The sequence below is a fragment of the Pseudomonas sp. gcc21 genome (assembly GCF_012844345.1).
Lineage (GTDB): Bacteria > Pseudomonadota > Gammaproteobacteria > Pseudomonadales > Pseudomonadaceae > Halopseudomonas.
The window spans coordinates 1,699,017-1,713,421 of record NZ_CP051625.1; the positions used below are offsets into that span (position 1 = coordinate 1,699,017).

Sequence of the window (14,405 nt, forward strand, 5' to 3'; positions counted from 1 at the left end):
CTTGATGATAGTTTGGGAAGGGCCTTCAGACCCTAGGGCCCGATGGCCCAACTGAAAACAGCTCTGGCCCGGTTGCCCTGCGCATTGTATTTGATCTCGTCGGCCAGCGCGGCAACCAATGCGAGCCCTCTCCCGGCGTACCCATTATTGGGGAATGTCATCGCCGGCGCGAAACCTTCGCCGCTATCGCTTACCTCGATGCGCAGTACGCCACCTTGCCCGGTGGGCGAATGATCGAGCACCACCTGAATCCAACCGTCACGCAGGGCTGACAGTTGCTGGCTGCGCTGGGCATAGTATTGGGCAAACCCCTCGGAGTCGCGCTTCAGCTTCGAATCCAGGCTCAGCAGGCCGTGCTCCAACGCGTTGCTGTACAGCTCGCTGAGGATGACATAGATGCTGCCAATATGCGGGCGCAGACCCGGAATATCCATCAACGTTTCAAGCAAAAAAGGTAACGGATTGTAGTGCCGTACCGAGGCAGCGCGGAAAGTATAGGCCAACTGCCAGTCCTGAGCCGATTGTGCGTAGCCAGCATTGGCCGCACCCGTGGGACGCTGCTGTGCGGGCTCCAGCATTACCAGTTCAAGCAGGCTGATGTCATCCTGCGGAGCCCCGTGAAAGGTTTCGATCGCATGCAACAGTCCATCGAAGAACAGCTGCGGACGTCCCGGATAATTATCCAGCAAGCGCAACACCCGTTCTTCGCCGAAAGGCTCGCCCTGCTGGTTGCGGCTCTCTATCACGCCGTCGGTCCAACACAGCAGGCGATCCCCCGGGTGCATGGCGAGCACGACCGGATTGGGGTCGAAACGCTCGGCTTTGGCTACCCCCAACGGCAGATGAGCGGAGGGGATTCGATGCAGAAGCTCGGCCTGATGACCGATGATGAGCACCTCCGGCAGCCCGCCATTCCAGATTTCTACCAGAGCTTTCGCCGGGTTGACCTCGATCAGCACGGCACAACAGAAGATGCCCACCGGCAGAATCTGCGCGAGCTTGCCGTTCAACTCGACGATGATGTCGCGCACGTTGAAGCCCCGCGCACTCATCGCATAGAACACTTCGGCAAGGGGCATCGCGCCGATGGCCGCCGACAACCCATGACCGGTGAAATCCCCCAGCAGAATATGCATCCCGCCGGAGGGCTTATAGGCCGCCAGCAGAATGTCTCCGTTGAACATGGCAAAGGCTGACTGCAGATAGCGCAGATTGCTTGCTGAAAGACAGCCGGCATGCGCGACGCGATCAAATACCGTTTTGGCCAGGTGCTGATCTCGGACCAACCGCTGGTGCTGGCTGGTGATCAGGTCGCGCTGCGCGCGCAGGGTATTGTGCATGTCATGCATGCGACCGAAGGCCGTGATCTTGGCTTGCAGGACCACCGGGTTATAGGGTTTGGAGAGAAAATCATCACCGCCGGCTTCGAGGCATTTCACCAGCGCAGCGGATTCACTCAGACTGGTGAGGAAGATAATCGGTACCAGATCTTCGCCGGCCAGTTCCTTGATACGCCGCGCTGCGTCAAAACCATCCATGACCGGCATCAAGGCATCAAGCAGAACCAGATCGGGACGCTGCGCCGAAAATTGTTCGACCGCCAGCAGGCCGTTTTCCACACTGATCACTTTATGCCCCAGCCGGCTCACCAGACGATCCAGAATCATCCGGTCAGGGGGATTGTCGTCGGCGACCAGCACCGTCAGTTCAGCGGACGGTTGGGGCTGGAAAGAAAGCGGCACGTGCTACTCGATACTGAAGAGCTGTTCGAAGTTGGAAATACTGAAAACTTTCCGCACGTCGGGGTTGCAATGCACGATCTGGATGAGCGCCTCATCGCCGCCGGCATGATCGCGCAGCAACAACAGCATGCCCAGCGCCGAGCTATCGATGTAATCGGTATCCTGCAGATCCACCACGTACCGTTGAGGCGTAAGCCCGCTACGCTCGTAGGCCTCTCGAAACGCCTGGTGGACGCTGAAATCGAAACGCCCACTCACACGGATCGTCAACACCTGACCATCGGTGGAATGGCTCGCCTGAATCGCCATACTGAGCTCCTCGCTGTTCGCAGGTAATAGTCAGCTTAGCAACAGAGTCTGGTATCAGCTAACGTCGCGGCGCATACCGATGGCTCGCTGTGACAGTTCATCCAGCAATTTTTGCTCTTGCTTGTCCGCCTTGGCGCGAGCCTCCTGCTGATAACGCTCGATCAGTTTGCGCATGGCTTCCAGCCGTTGATATCGCTGACGCCATTGCTCCCGGGATTTATCCAGTGCCCTGGCGTGCCAGCTCACGGTGTTCTTCTGCTGGTCGATCGCCGTCTGCATCTGCGCCATGAATCGCTGATAATTCAACAGCCAGTCGCGACCGACACCCTGTTCGCCGCGCTGCGTCCAACCCTTTTCGTATTCGCTGCAGTAAAACTCCAGATCCTGCAGGCGGGTTTGCGCGGCATCGAGTTGCGTCTGGGCATCGCCGAGCTGTTTCGCGGCCTTGCGTTCATCTTCCAGCGCCATATCAAGCACCGGCGCAAGCCGGCGCACCCGGCTGTCACTCATGGCTCACCAGTTGCTCAAGTCCGGCCTGGCTTTCAGGCAGGCTGACACTTTCATGCAGGGCCTGACGCAGAAAACCCTGCATCTGCGGCATTCTGGCGATAGCGGTATCGGTCAGGGGATCAGAACCTGCGGCGTAGGCGCCGACGCTGATCAGGTCGCGGCTCTGCTGATAGCGGGCGTACATTTGCTTGAACAACTGGGCGCGCTGCAGATACTCACGACTGACGATCTGCGGCATTGCCCGGCTGATCGATGCTTCGATATCAATAGCCGGATAGTGTCCTTCCTCGGCAAGTCGGCGTGACAGAACAATGTGGCCGTCGAGAATCGCACGGGAGGCATCGGCGATCGGGTCCTGCTGATCATCCCCTTCGGACAAAACGGTGTAAAACGCTGTAATCGAGCCGCCACCCTCCTCGGCATTGCCGGCGCGCTCCACCAGTTGCGGCAGTTTGGCGAACACGGATGGCGGGTAGCCCTTGGTGGCGGGCGGCTCGCCGATTGCCAGTGCAATCTCGCGTTGGGCCTGGGCAAAGCGGGTCAGAGAGTCCATCAGCAGCAGCACATTCTTGCCCTGATCACGGAAATATTCGGCGATACGCGTGCAGTACATGGCTGCGCGCAGGCGCATCAGCGGTGCGTCATCAGCTGGCGAGGCAACCACCACCGAGCGCGCCATACCCTCCTCGCCGAGAATCTGCTCGATGAACTCCTTGACCTCCCGGCCCCGCTCGCCGACCAGCCCCACGATGGTGATATCAGCATCGGTAAAGCGCGTCATCATACCCAGCAACATACTCTTGCCCACGCCGCTACCGGCGAACAGGCCCAGACGCTGACCACGGCCAACCGTCAATAAACTGTTGATCGAACGGATACCGACGTCGAGGGTGGCTTCAATGGGATGACGTTTCAGCGGGTTGATCACCGGGCCGTTGAGATCGACCCAATCGTCTGCCGTGAACATGCCCTTGCCATCCAGCGGCCTACCAATCCCGTCTACCACGCGGCCAAGCATTCCGAAGCCCATCGGCAATTTACCGCCGCTTGCGGACGGGACCACACGCGCACCTGGCTGCAGACCCTGCATGTTGTCCACCGGCATCAGATAGATCTTGCTGCCAGCAAAGCCCATTACCTCGGCCTCGATCTGAGTGCTGCCCTGCGGCGTTTCGCTGATGACCATGCAGCGCCCGCCCACCGGTGCCTTGCAGCCTTCGGCCTCTAACGTCAGACCCACCATGCGGATCAACCGACCCTCGACAACTGGCTCGGATGACAATTTCAGCAGCGGCTGATAGCGGCCCAGACGGCGGGCAAAACTGATGCGATCAGACATCCGGCGTGCTTCCGTCCAGCGCGACAGGGATCTGCAGATCAGGCTCTGGCGGGTGCGCGCGTTGTTCCAGTCGCGCATCGAACAACTGTTCCACGATGAGTTTCAGGCGGGTCTCCAGCGAGGCGTCGACCTGGCTGTGTTCGGTTTCAATACGGCAGCCGCCGGGCAGCAGGCTGTCATCTTCCAGCAGACGCCAGGTTTCTTCGTGGCGTTCACGCAGCGCTTTGACCGCCTCGAAGTCCGCGGGATTGAGGTAGATACGAATATTGCCAGCCCCCATAGGGAGCGCCTTGAGCGCGCCGCGCAGCACCTGCAGAATCTGGCTTGAATCAGTTGTCAGCTCACGCTGGATAACCTGCCGAACCATGGTTTCCACCAGCGTCAGCAGCATGTCCTCGACCTGCTCGTCCTGATCTTTCATCGGCTCCATCAACTGGGCCATCAGGGCTTCCAGTTCAAGTAGTCGTGCGTCAATCCTGCTGCGCGCTTCCTGCTGCGCCTTCAGCTGGCCGGAATGAAAACCATCCTTCTCGCCAGTCGAGAACCCCTCGTTGTAGGCCTCTTCGCGGATCTGTTCGAGCTCCTCAACAGTAAAAGGCTTCGCATGCTCGACCTCTTCCTCTGGCTCAGCCGTTAGCGCCGGCTCCTCCAGCTCGGGCGCTTCCGGCTCCTGGGGCTCCAGCGTTACCTGGTCGGGCTCTTCGTCAAAGCTCGGCAGACTCCACAGGCTGAACGCCTCCGGCTTGCTGCCCCGAATCAGATCGCTGTCTTGTTTGTTTTTCATTCCGCCCTCTGAGGCTGATACCCATTAACCACCGTCAACCCGTCCCGCCGCAGCACCATGGCGCGTCAGATCATTTCCTCGCCGCCCTTGGTGCCCAGCACGATTTCGCCGGCATCGGCCATGCGCCGGGCGATGGTCAGGATTTCCTTCTGCGCCGCTTCCACTTCGCTGATACGCACCGGCCCTTTGGCCTCAAGGTCATCCAGCAGCAATTCGGATGCGCGCTTGGACATGTTACGCAGGATCTTGTCCTTGATGGCTTCATCCGCGCCCTTGAGCGCAACGATGAGGATCTCGCTGGATACTTCACGCAGCAGCGCCTGAATACCTCGGTCGTCCACATCTGACAGGTTATCGAAGACGAACATCAAGTCTTCGATCTTGGTGGATAGATCCTGGTCGATATCGCGGATAGCCTCGATCAACTGTGATTCGGTGGTGGATTCGAGGAAATTCATGATGTCTGCGGTGCGCTTCACACCACCCATGTTTGCGCGGATAGTGTTCGAATTGCCGGCGAACTGTTTCTCGAGAATTTCGTTCAGCTCTTTCAAGGCTGAGGGCTGGACAGTATTCAACGAGGCGACCCGGAGCAGCACATCCAGGCGTACCTTGTGATCAAAATAGCCGATTACCTCTGCGGCCATATCGGGGTCGAGATACGCCACCACGATAGCTTGAATCTGCGGGTGCTCGAAGCGGATGACATCCGCCACGGCGCGCGGCTCCATCCATTTCAGGCTATCCAGGCCGGAGGTGCTGCCGCCGAGCAGAATCCGGTCGACGAGATTGTTGGCTTTGTCCTCGCCCAGCGCCTGGGTAAGCATGGTGCGAATGTAATTGTCAGCGCCGACTCCCAGCCCGGTCTGATCACCGACCACGCTGATGAAGTCGCCCATCACCTGCTGGACCTGTTCACGCTGAACGGTACGCAGCCCGGCCATTGCAGTGCCGACGCGCTGTACTTCCTTGGGGCCCATGTGCTTTAGAACGGCTGCCGCATCGGATTCACCCAGGCTCAGCAGGAAGATAGCCGCCTTATCGAGCTTGCTCAGTTTTTGCAAACGCTTGGCATCATCACTCATCGTCGTTAATCCACTCTTTGACTACCTGAGCCACACGGCCTGGGTCTTCGGCCAGCAGGCCTTTTATCGCATTCAACTGCTGTTCATAACCGGCGCCCGGCGGGGGTAACAAGGCCGGTGCAGGTGAACCTGAACCGGTCAGACTGACGCGGTCTTCGCGCAGATCCTCGTCCATGCCGCCCAGATCGTCCACTGTCGCGGGATACCCCCCCGCAGTGGCCGGGGTGCGGTTATTGGCAGTCAGGTTCTTGAGCACTGGTCGCAACACGCCGAACACCAGAATCAGGACGAACAGGATGCCCAGGAACTGCTTGGCCATGTCCCAGACCCAGGGTTCGGTCCAGAACGGTGGCTCGGCAATCGGCTCCGGCGCACCTGCCGGGACGAACCGGCTGTTGATCACACTTACGCTATCACCGCGCGCCTCATCAAAGCCCACCGCGTCTTGTACCAGACGAGTCAGCTGCTCGATCTCTGCCTCGGCAAGCGGAACGTGCACGGCTTCCCCTGTCTGCGGATCAACCTGCAGGGTGTGGTCTACCACCACCGCGACGGAAAGTCGTCGCAGCCTGCCCTGTTGCTGACGGGTATAACTGATTTGGCGATCGAGCTCGTAATTGCGCGTCGATTGTTCACGAATATCCTTCGGCGGCGCGACGACAATCGGCTCACCGGTTTCCGGATCAATCACCTGCTCAGGCACGGATACCGCGCCGGGTGGCTGATTGCTCAATGCACCGGGTATCCCCTGTGGACCACCAGCACCGCTGGCGCGCTGCTCATTGAGGATCTGTTCGCTGCGTATGGATGCTTCGGGATTGAAGCTTTCAGAGGTGGACTCCACCGCGCTGAAGTCGACATCTGCAGACACCTCGGCCTTGTATCGACCATCGCCCAACACCGGCTGCAGGATATTGTGGACACGGCGAGTGTAGGTATCTTCCAGCCGCCGTGCATGGTCAAACTGGCGTCCGGCCATGGTCAGTTCGTTAAGCTCGGCCTGGTCGGACAGCAGATTACCGTTCTGGTCGACGACCGTGACCTGTTCCTTGCTCAACTCGGGAACACTGGTCGCCACCAGGTTGACGATAGCCATGACCTGGGCTGGCTCGAGGCTGCGGCCGGCATACATTTCGAGCAGTACCGACGCGCTGGGTTTGCGATCATCACGCACAAACACGGTCGAGCGTGGCATGGCAATGTGCACCCGCGCCGCCTTGACGTTGTACAGGCTGGAAATGGTCCGCGCCATTTCACCTTCCAGGCCGCGACGATAGCGCGTGGTCTCCATGAACTGGCTGGAGCCCAGACCCTGCTCACGGTCCATGATTTCGAAGCCTAGATTACGGTCAGTCGGGGTCACGCCGGAGCTGGCCAGACGCATACGCGCGTCGGCATAGTCCTCACTACGCACGAGCAAAGTACCGCTATTGGGCTCGACCTTGTAATCAATACGGCTTTGCTGCAGCACCTCGAGCACCTGAGCCGAATCATAGTTATCCATGCTGCCGTAGAGCGGACGATAGTCCGGCTCCTGCGACCACAACACCACGGCAAAGCCAACCGCCACACTGGCGGCCAGACCGACCAGCAGGGCAAACTGCCGCAGCATCGGCAGCTGCGCAAGACTGTCCAGAAAAGCCATACCCAACAGGGGCTTACGCTCGGGATCAGGTCCCGGGGCGTTGCGCGTGGCGGGTGTATTAGGCGTTGCATCCATGAAAACTGTCCTCGGTCAATCAAGGCGGGAGGTGAGAGGAATCGGGGTCAGATAGGCATCTTCATGATGTCTTCGTAAGCGCTGATCATCTTGTTACGCACCTGGGTCATCGCCTGAAACGCGACGCTGGATTTCTGCGAAGCGACCATCACCTCGGTCAGATCAATACCCGGCACGCCGCGCTCATAACCGCTCTGCAGCTCGCCAGTGGTCTTCTGGAGTTCGTTGACCTTGTTGAATGCCATCTTGAGCATGTCGTCAAAGGCGGGAGCGTCAGCGCTCTTCTCGACCTGCGCCGGCGCCTGGGGCTTGCCCATCGCTTCCAGCTGCATGCTGCGCATTTGCAACATCAGACGATTCATCTCGACACCCTGGGTCATCTCAATCTCCATGCCGTAAGAAATTTGACGGCGCTTTCGGCTTTGAGACTACTGAAGCAATATTGGTGCCAGATGAGGATCGGCTGCCGCTAGCGTGGCGTCGTCACATACACAGAGCAGGTCTGTTCACAGAAACAGCAGGCGCAGCACAGACAAATTTGTAGGAGGCGCGACCCGCGGCGATCAAATCCGCAACCGCTGAATAGCCGCGTGCCGAGCGCAACTCCTGCGACCCGGTGTAATGAAACGCAACTAGCATCACAATTTGATGGATATCACATCGCAATCAACGTGACACCTGATTCAATAAGTCATCATCCACATACTTGTTACCAATGACACTCAACCCCCACTCCCAATCCCTTCGCAAAGGCCGCCGATCCGAGCCCGGCCACTACTACCTCATCACCGCCGTCACACTCGATCGCCAGCCACTTTTCCAGGATCTTCGGTCCGCCAGAGTGCTTATCAACATACTCCGCGAGGCATCTGCAAGAAATCAGGCGCAGACCTGCCTATGTGGTCATGCCAGACCACTTTCACTGGCTCATGCAACTGCAAGACGAAAGCCTCTCGAAAACCGTACAACGGATCAAACGCCTGACCTCCGCTCAGCTTGGCAGGCGTGTCTGGCAGGATGGGTTCCATGATCGGGCTGTAAGGAGCGAAGAAAACCTCAAGGCCATGGCGCGGTACGTTATTGCCAATCCGCTTCGCGCTGGACTGGTGGATTCGGTGGGCGATTATCCGCATTGGGATGCTGTATGGCTTTGAACGTGGTCTATGCTATGTCGTGCCTGCCAGCCCTGATCACACCTCCCGACAATGAGTTCATGTTGGGTTCGTGAAATTAGAGAGAATGCTGCCAGGATTTGAGATAGGTACTGGCTCGGTAGCAACGGGCGAGGCCCGATCGCCGCGGGTCGCGCCTCCTACAAATTAGCGCCGTGCCGATTGCGGATTTGTGGCCTGAATTGGCGCCGTGCCGATTGCGGGTAAGTGCCCTGAATTGACGATGAAGTTGCACCAAACCCCATCTCATCCAACGCACAAAATAACCCGTAGGAGGCGCGACCCGCGGCGATGTGACCACAGCAACAGAGAAGCTCAAACCAGAGCACGCGCAGCCAGCAGGTCCGTGCCAACCCGCCTAAACCCCACCCCCCTCAACTATAAAACCGGCCTCCCGCATTCTCGCCAACTTGTACCGCAATGTCCGCGGACTGATACCGAGGCGCTCGGCGGCTTCCTTGCGCCGGCCCCGTTCCGCACGCAGCACATCCAGAATCATCTGGTACTCATGCCCCTTTACGCCCGATTCGAGATCACCTGCGACAGGGGGCGCAGCAGCCACTGATGAAGCGGGCAAAACCTGCGGCTGAACAGTCGCTTGAGAGGAAATCGCCGCACCCGGCACCATTCCCAGGCACAGATCCTGCGAACGAATCACCCCGCCCTGCTGCAGGATCATCGCGCGCTGCACCGCGTTATCCAGCTCACGCACGTTGCCCGGCCAGGGATGCTGCCTCAACGCCTGCCGGGCATCTTCAGCAAACTGCACGCGGGTCTGATTCATCTTGCGCATGTGTTTATTCAACAGCCGTTCGGCTATCGGCAGGATATCGCCGGGACGGTTACGCAGCGGCGACCATTGCAGCGGGAAGACACCGAGCCGGTAATACAGGTCTTCGCGAAAGCGCCCCGCCGCCACTTCCGCAAGCATGTCGCGGTTGGTGGTGGCGATCACGCGGATATCCAGCTTGATCAGTTTACGGCCGCCGACCCGCTCGACCTCGCGCTCCTGCAACACGCGTAGCAGCTTGGCCTGCAGCGCCAGCGGCATTTCGGATATTTCGTCGAGCAATAGAGTGCCGCCGTTGGCCTGCTCGAACTTGCCCGGCGCAGCCGCAATGGCGCCAGTAAAAGAGCCTTTCTCATGACCGAACAGCGTAGCCTCAAGCATGTTCTCGGGAATAGCCGCGCAGTTGATCGCAATAAACGGCTGGTCTGCACGGGGGGAATGCTGGTGAATATAACGGGCGAGAACCTCCTTGCCGGTGCCGGACTCGCCTGAAATCAACACGGTGGAGTCGCTGGCGGCTACCCGTGCTGCCAGCTGTAGCAGTTGCTGACTGGCAGGCTCGACCGCCACCGGACCGTTTTCATTCAGCGGCTGCAGACGGCCCTGGCTGTGCTGGGCAATCAGATCCAGCAGCGCCCTGGGCTCAAAGGGTTTGACCAGATAATCCACGGCGCCGTCGCGCATGGCAGTCACGGCCTGCTGCACTGTGCCGTAAGCGGTCATGAGTAGAACTGGCAGTTGCGGATACTGCTGATTCAGAATACGCAGCAGATCGTGCCCATCCATGCCCGGCATATTCACATCGCTGACCACCATCGAAACAGCTTCGCGCTCCAGCAGCTTCAACGCAGCTTCAGCACTCTCTGCCTCGAAATAGTCATAACCGCCCAGCGAGAGCGTATCGGCCAGCGCCTCTCGCAGGCTGCGGTCGTCTTCGACCAGCAATATCCGCGTCGTCATTGGCTGTGCTCCTCATCCAGCGGAGCGCGCTGCACTTCACGGGCAAAGGGCAGCAGAATCTCGGCGCACGTGCCCCAACCCGCCTTGCTGCGCATATAAAACGCCCCGCCATGTGCCCTGGCCACGGACTTGACCACTGATACACCGAGCCCTGTGCCTTGCTCACGCGTGGTATGAAAGGGTTCCCCGATGCGTGCGAGCTGGGCTGTGGTCATCCCGGCGCCCACGTCCACCACGCTCAGACTCAATTGATCTTCGATCAGACGCGCGCACACCTTCAGCCGCGCAGCGGGCGAACCGGCCTGTATGGCGTTCTCGATAAGATTGTTGACGGCGCCGACCAGCGTCTCGCGGTTGCAGCGCAGCGTCAGATGACCCGGACAACGGTCCACCCACCGGCACACAGCGCCGCCCTGCTCTATCAGCGGCTCGGCCTGTTGGCGCAAGGCGGCAAACAGGTCGCCCACACTGATTCGGTCTTCCAGTGGCAAGTCGCCTTTGGCAAACAACAGCATGTCGCGCACCTGGTGCTCAATGCTTTCCAGCCGGCCTTTCAGGCGCTCGCTGAAGCGCAGGCGATGGGTGTCCGCGAGCGCAGGATCGGTGAGGTGACTGGCATATAGGAGCGCCGCAGAAAGCGGTGTACGGATCTGATGGGCCAGCGAGGCGACCATGCGGCCCAGAGCCGACAGCCGTTCATGCCGCGCCAGCTGGGTCTGCAATGCCCGGGTTTCGGTGAGATCGGTAATCAGGATCAGCTGGCCCGGTTCACCCATCAGTGAACGCGTCGCCATGGAGACGCGACGGCCGCTGCGCAGCGACACTTCGTGGTAATCATCCTCACGCGGCGCAAAACGTTCGCGAATGAGGTCGCGCCAGAGCATGCCTTCGATGGGTTCTCCCAGCAGCTCGCGCGCAGCGGGATTCACTTCACGCACAACGCCACGCCCATCAAGCACTACTACCCCGCCGGGCAACAGATCGAGCAGATTTTGCAGCCGACCGGCCAGGCGCGCTTTTTCAGCCAACTCGCGGGTGCGCTGCTGGCTGACTTCGGCTAACTGGGATTTCAGCGTTGCGACCTGCTGTTCAAGCAGCGCATAGGATTCAGAAAGCTGACCAGAAAGATTACTGAACTGCTGGTAAGCCTGCTCAAGAGAGGCAGCATCCCGCGTTTCAGCCTCTGCGCTGCCGGCGGGCAATCCATTGTCTTGAGGCAAATGCTGAGCAGGTACGGCCATGAAAATCCCCTGATGACGAAAACGCTCTTCAACAGGGGATATAGCAAGGCCTATGCCATTAAAATCAAACCCTTATAAATCAATGACCTATATGGAATTACGCAAAGCAGCGTCAGTCTTTTGTCATTCTTCAACGACTTCAGCGCCGCGGTTCAGGCCGTATTTCCGCATCTTCTCGACCAAGGTGGTACGGCGAATACGCAACCGCTCGGCGGCACGTGCCACCACGCCGGAGCATTCATCCAGGGCCTGCTGGATCAGCGTCTGCTCCAGCCCACCGAGGTATTCCTTGAGGTCCAGCCCTTCGGGCGGCAGGAAGGCGGGACTATCCAATCCGACCAATCCGTTGAAGGCTTCCCCGCGCTCGTCGTCTTCGCTCTCTTCATGCTGGCTGCGCAGATCGCCGTGATCATCCTCAACGTAACGGAATTTTCGCGGCAGCTCGTTCACGCCGATCACGCCATGGGGATGCATGATCGCCATGCGCTCGACCAGGTTTGCGAGCTCACGAACGTTACCCGGCCAGTCGTGCTGACAGAGCGACAGAATGGCCGAGGTGCTGAAGCGAATCGAACCACGCTTCTCACGTTCCAGGCGAGTGATCAGCTCATTAAGCAACAACGGCAGATCCTCAACCCGCTCACGCATCGCCGGCATTTCGATGGGGAACACATTGAGGCGGTAAAACAGGTCTTCACGGAAAGTGCCCTGCTCGATCATGTCTTCAAGATTTTTGTGTGTGGCCGCGATAACGCGCACATCGGCGGTCTGCACCTTGTTGCTGCCCACGCGCTCGAAAGTGCGTTCCTGCAGCACACGCAGCAGCTTGACCTGCATCGGCAGCGGCATATCGCCGATTTCATCGAGGAACAGCGTGCCGCCCTGCGCTAACTCGAACCGCCCAGCGCGCGTGGTAATCGCACCCGTAAAGGCGCCCTTCTCATGCCCGAACAGCTCGCTTTCCAGCAGCTCTGCCGGAATCGCGCCGCAGTTGACCGGCACAAAAGGCGCTTCGCGGCGGGAAGAATGGTAATGCAGGTTGCGCGCAACCACTTCCTTGCCCGTCCCCGATTCACCCAGAATCAGCACGGTTGCCTCGGTGTTCGCTACCTGTTGCATCATCAGTCGCACAGACTGAATGCTGCGGCTGGTACCGACCAGGCTGCGGAACAGGTTGGGTTCGCGCTGGCTGCCGCGCTTGTTACGGGTGTCCACTACCTCGCGATACACCTGCGCGCGGTGCAGCGAATCCAGCAATTGGTTGTAGCTCAACGGGGGAGCCAATACGGCAAGCAGACGTTGACGCAAATGCTCTGGCCATGGCGTGGACTGGTGCCCATCGAACAGAATGATCGGTAGATTCGCATCCCACTTATCGAGCTGGGTCAGCAATCCCTGCGCGCCTTGCGGATGATCGCAGCGGCCGAGAATGACACAGCGCGCCGCAGCCGGGCTGTCGAGCATTGCCTCAACATCCGCCTGCCACGTCTCCGAACAGGTGATAACCGCGTCTTCGCCTAGAAACTCGAGAATGACCTGCAGGTCACGCCGGCTTTCCGGGCAGTCTTCGATCAACAAAATGTGATTGTTTGGCAACATAAGGGAGTGCACTAGTCCTGTTCACAGGCAGCCGATCATTGGCGTGATGGCGCAATGCCATGCCTTTGTAAGATGAGTCAAAGATAGACATATTTGTGATGGGAGTCAAATACTTGGCGCACTAAAACTGCTATGCCGGCAAACTGCCTGCATCAGCTCTACAGCGGGCATTTCAGCTGAACATCTGATACACCTTGGCGCTCTGCTTGCTGCGCTGCAGCCCATGCAGTTCGTCGGCTAGCTTCCCCTGCACCGCCTGACATAGCGCGATGACTTCCTTATAGGTTTCGGAGAGAGAGGTTAACACCTCGGCCAGGGCTTGCTCGTTGCGGTCCGGCTGCTCCATTGCCTGACCGACCAGCAGCCGGCACAGCGCGTCCAGTTCGCCGACCTGCTCCCAGTCCCCACCCTGCACCGCCGCGATCAACGCTACGTGCGCGTCTTCCAGTTGTTTGACTGCAACAGCCATGTCCGTCTCCTCAGGCCTGAATCGCATCCCAGCCTTCTTTGATCTCGCGCAACAGATTAGCGACTTCATCGAGCACAGCCGGATCATTCTTCAAATTGGCGTGGCTTAGGCGCTGAATCATGAAAGCATAAAGATTATCCAGGTTAGCTGCCAGCTCACCGCCTTTTTTGATATCAAGCGACTCCCGCAGCCCGCTCACAATGCCGATCGACTTACCGATCAGCTCACCCTTCAATGCAACGTTGCCATACTGCATGGCACCCTTCGCCTGAGCAATCCGCTGCAGCCCGCCCTCAAACAACATCTGAATCAAACGATGCGGATCAGCCTCAGTTACCTGGGCGTTCACGTTAACGTTCTGGTACTGCTTCATCGCGGCGTAGGCGTTCATTACGAAATATCCTGGAGTGTATTGCACATGCTTGATATATCGGCAGAACGGGGAAAACTTGAAGGGTAATTTGGATGTTCGTTAAACCCAACGGGACGTCGCTCCTGGGTATGTAGTGCGCCTGCGCTACGCCAACAATCCATCCGCCCGACAAAACCCTGTCGTAGAGCAGGCGCTCTACAACCCCAGGCAAACCCAGCTTCCCTCCGGCACATCGGCGTTGGCCTGCCCCCATCGACAATCAGCCCACCGGTACAACTCGCCGCAGGAAGCCACCCCTGGGGGTGTAGCGCG

Annotated in this window: 14 protein-coding genes; 1 reads left to right on the forward strand and 13 read right to left on the reverse strand. The window is 59.1% G+C overall.

What is annotated here, in order from left to right; all coding sequences use genetic code 11:
* Positions 1 to 32 precede the first annotated feature (32 nt).
* The 8 genes from HG264_RS07865 to fliE form a co-directional block, all read right to left on the reverse strand.
* On the reverse strand, positions 33 to 1,742 hold the full coding sequence (locus HG264_RS07865) for a fused response regulator/phosphatase (RefSeq protein WP_256663816.1): 1,710 nt from the start codon (positions 1,740 to 1,742) through the stop codon (positions 33 to 35).
* A gap of 3 nt (positions 1,743 to 1,745) precedes the next feature.
* Positions 1,746 to 2,051 (reverse strand): STAS domain-containing protein, encoded by a 306-nt coding sequence (locus HG264_RS07870; RefSeq protein WP_169407148.1) that lies wholly within the window; start codon positions 2,049 to 2,051, stop codon positions 1,746 to 1,748.
* A 54-nt stretch (positions 2,052 to 2,105) separates the two neighbouring features.
* Positions 2,106 to 2,561 (reverse strand): flagellar export protein FliJ, encoded by a 456-nt coding sequence (fliJ, locus tag HG264_RS07875; RefSeq protein WP_169407149.1) that lies wholly within the window; start codon positions 2,559 to 2,561, stop codon positions 2,106 to 2,108.
* The gene (fliI, locus tag HG264_RS07880) at positions 2,554 to 3,900 is read right to left on the reverse strand and encodes a flagellar protein export ATPase FliI (RefSeq protein WP_169407150.1); all 1,347 of its coding nucleotides are present in this window, start codon (positions 3,898 to 3,900) and stop codon (positions 2,554 to 2,556) included. The genes fliJ and fliI overlap by 8 nt, the downstream gene beginning before the upstream one ends.
* Complete coding sequence (gene fliH, locus HG264_RS07885; RefSeq protein ID WP_169407151.1) at positions 3,893 to 4,684, reverse strand: flagellar assembly protein FliH; 792 nt, start codon at positions 4,682 to 4,684, stop codon at positions 3,893 to 3,895. The genes fliI and fliH overlap by 8 nt, the downstream gene beginning before the upstream one ends.
* A gap of 65 nt (positions 4,685 to 4,749) precedes the next feature.
* Positions 4,750 to 5,769: a flagellar motor switch protein FliG gene (gene fliG, locus HG264_RS07890; RefSeq protein WP_169407152.1), complete on the reverse strand. Its 1,020-nt coding sequence runs from the start codon at positions 5,767 to 5,769 to the stop codon at positions 4,750 to 4,752.
* Complete coding sequence (gene fliF / locus HG264_RS07895; protein WP_169407153.1) at positions 5,762 to 7,489, reverse strand: flagellar basal-body MS-ring/collar protein FliF; 1,728 nt, start codon at positions 7,487 to 7,489, stop codon at positions 5,762 to 5,764. The genes fliG and fliF overlap by 8 nt, the downstream gene beginning before the upstream one ends.
* A gap of 47 nt (positions 7,490 to 7,536) precedes the next feature.
* Positions 7,537 to 7,869 (reverse strand): flagellar hook-basal body complex protein FliE, encoded by a 333-nt coding sequence (fliE, locus tag HG264_RS07900; RefSeq protein WP_169407154.1) that lies wholly within the window; start codon positions 7,867 to 7,869, stop codon positions 7,537 to 7,539.
* A 525-nt stretch (positions 7,870 to 8,394) separates the two neighbouring features.
* Between fliE and HG264_RS18705 the strand changes: the two genes are divergently transcribed.
* A complete protein-coding gene (locus HG264_RS18705) occupies positions 8,395 to 8,643 on the forward strand; it encodes a transposase (protein ID WP_306085229.1) in 249 nt (82 codons plus the stop codon).
* A gap of 376 nt (positions 8,644 to 9,019) precedes the next feature.
* Here HG264_RS18705 and HG264_RS07910 read toward each other — a convergent pair whose 3' ends face one another.
* The 5 genes from HG264_RS07910 to fliS form a co-directional block, all read right to left on the reverse strand.
* Entirely contained in the window at positions 9,020 to 10,411 is a 1,392-nt protein-coding gene (locus tag HG264_RS07910; protein WP_169407155.1) for a sigma-54 dependent transcriptional regulator, read from the reverse strand.
* The gene (locus HG264_RS07915) at positions 10,408 to 11,652 is read right to left on the reverse strand and encodes a PAS domain-containing sensor histidine kinase (RefSeq protein ID WP_169407156.1); all 1,245 of its coding nucleotides are present in this window, start codon (positions 11,650 to 11,652) and stop codon (positions 10,408 to 10,410) included. The genes HG264_RS07910 and HG264_RS07915 overlap by 4 nt, the downstream gene beginning before the upstream one ends.
* Before the next feature lie 123 nt (positions 11,653 to 11,775).
* Positions 11,776 to 13,251, reverse strand: a complete 1,476-nt coding sequence (locus tag HG264_RS07920) for a sigma-54 dependent transcriptional regulator (protein ID WP_169407157.1) — start codon at positions 13,249 to 13,251, stop codon at positions 11,776 to 11,778.
* Positions 13,252 to 13,423: 172 nt separating this feature from the next.
* Entirely contained in the window at positions 13,424 to 13,720 is a 297-nt protein-coding gene (locus tag HG264_RS07925) for a flagellar protein FliT (protein WP_169407158.1), read from the reverse strand.
* A 10-nt stretch (positions 13,721 to 13,730) separates the two neighbouring features.
* The gene (gene fliS, locus HG264_RS07930) at positions 13,731 to 14,111 is read right to left on the reverse strand and encodes a flagellar export chaperone FliS (protein ID WP_169407159.1); all 381 of its coding nucleotides are present in this window, start codon (positions 14,109 to 14,111) and stop codon (positions 13,731 to 13,733) included.
* Between the last annotated feature and the right edge of the window lie 294 nt (positions 14,112 to 14,405).